Annotated in this window: 1 protein-coding gene and 1 pseudogene; both read right to left on the bottom strand. The window is 65.9% G+C overall.

What is annotated here, in order from left to right:
* Positions 1-1,693 (bottom strand): maltose alpha-D-glucosyltransferase (treS, locus tag ACFVH5_RS44315; RefSeq protein ID WP_385839359.1); only part of this gene is annotated, 1,693 nt, incomplete at its 3' end.
* A pseudogene (locus ACFVH5_RS44320) lies at positions 1,690-1,824 on the bottom strand (alpha-amylase); the annotation flags it as partial. The gene treS and the pseudogene ACFVH5_RS44320, both read right to left, overlap by 4 nt.

Here is a 1,824-nt window from a genome sequence, read left to right on the forward strand (position 1 = left end):
CGTCCTTGCGGAGGCGGAACCAGTAGAAGCCGTGGCCGGCGAGGGTGAGGAGGTAGGGGAGTTCGCCGATGGCGGGGAAGCGGACGCCGCCGATGAGTTCGACGGGGTGGCGTCCGTTGAAGGTCTGGAGGTCGAGTTCGGTGGGCTGGGCGAAGCGGGAGAAGTTGTGGACGCACAGCACGAGGTCGTCCTTGTATTCGCGCAGGAAGGCGATGACGGCGGGGTTGGAGGAGGGCAGTTCGGTGTAGGAGCCGAGGCCGAACGCGGGGTTCTGTTTGCGGATCTCGATCATGCGGCGGGTCCAGTGGAGCAGGCTGGAGGGGTTGCTCATGGATGCTTCGACGTTGGTGACCTGGTAGCCGTGGACCGGGTCCATGATCGTGGGGAGGTAGAGGCGTCCGGGGTCGCAGGAGGAGAAGCCGGCGTTGCGGTCGGGGGTCCACTGCATGGGGGTGCGCACGGCGTCGCGGTCGCCGAGCCAGATGTTGTCGCCCATGCCGATCTCGTCGCCGTAGTAGAGGATCGGCGACCCGGGCAGGGACAGCAGGAGTGCGGTGAACAGTTCGATCTGGTTGCGGTCGTTGTCGAGGAGGGTGGCGAGGCGGCGGCGGATGCCGATGTTGGCGCGCATGCGGGGGTCTTTGGCGTATTCGGCATACATGTAGTCGCGTTCTTCGTCGGTGACCATTTCGAGGGTGAGCTCGTCGTGGTTGCGCAGGAAGATGCCCCACTGGCAGCCGGAGGGGATCGCGGGGGTTTTCGCCAGGATCTCCGACACCGGGTAGCGGGATTCGCGGCGGACGGCCATGAAGATGCGCGGCATGACGGGGAAGTGGAAGGCCATGTGGCATTCGTCGCCGCCGGCGGTGTAGTCGCCGAAGTAGTCGACGACGTCTTCGGGCCATTGGTTGGCTTCGGCGAGCAGGACGGTGTCGGGGTAGTGGGCGTCGATCTCGGCGCGGACCTGTTTGAGGACCTGGTGGGTGGCGGGGAGGTTTTCGCAGTCGGTGCCCTCTTCGGCGAAGAGGTAGGGGACGGCGTCGAGGCGGAAGCCGTCGATGCCGAGGTCGAGCCAGAAGCGCAGGGCGGAGACGATTTCCTCGACGACGGCGGGGTTTTCGAAGTTGAGGTCGGGCTGGTGGGAGAAGAAGCGGTGGAAGTAGTACTGCTTGCGGATGGGGTCGAAGGTCCAGTTGGAGGCTTCGGTGTCGACGAAGATGATGCGGGCGTCGGCGTACTGCTGGTCGTCGTCGGCCCACATGTAGTAGTCGCCGTAGGGGCCTTCGGGGTCGTTGCGGGAGGCCTGGAACCAGGGGTGCTGGTCGCTGGTGTGGTTCATGACGAAGTCGATGATGACGCGCATGCCGCGCTGGTGGGCGGCGTCGACGAATTCCACGAAGTCGGCGAGGTCGCCGAATTCGGGGAGGACGGCGGTGTAGTCGGAGACGTCGTAGCCGCCGTCGCGCAGGGGGGACTGGAAGAAGGGGGGCAGCCACAGGCAGTCGACGCCGAGCCATTGGAGGTAGTCGAGTTTGGCGGTGAGGCCTTTGAGGTCGCCGATGCCGTCGCCGTTGCTGTCCTGGAAGGAGCGGACGAGGACTTCGTAGAAGACGGCGCGTTTGAACCATTCGGGGTCCCGGTCCTTGGCGGGGGTGTCCTCGAAGGTGTCCGGGACGGGTTCGTTGACGATCATGTGGGTGACCCTCCGGTGGGCGGTGAGGACGGTCGCAGGACGGTCAGTACGTGCGCGGCCCGGTGGCCGGGCGTGAGGCGTACGTAGTTGGTCCTGCCCCAGGGGTAGATCTCGCCGGTCAGCTCGTCGCG

It is taken from the genome of Streptomyces sp. NPDC127119 (assembly GCF_042677425.1).
Classification (GTDB): Bacteria; Actinomycetota; Actinomycetes; order Streptomycetales; family Streptomycetaceae; genus Streptomyces.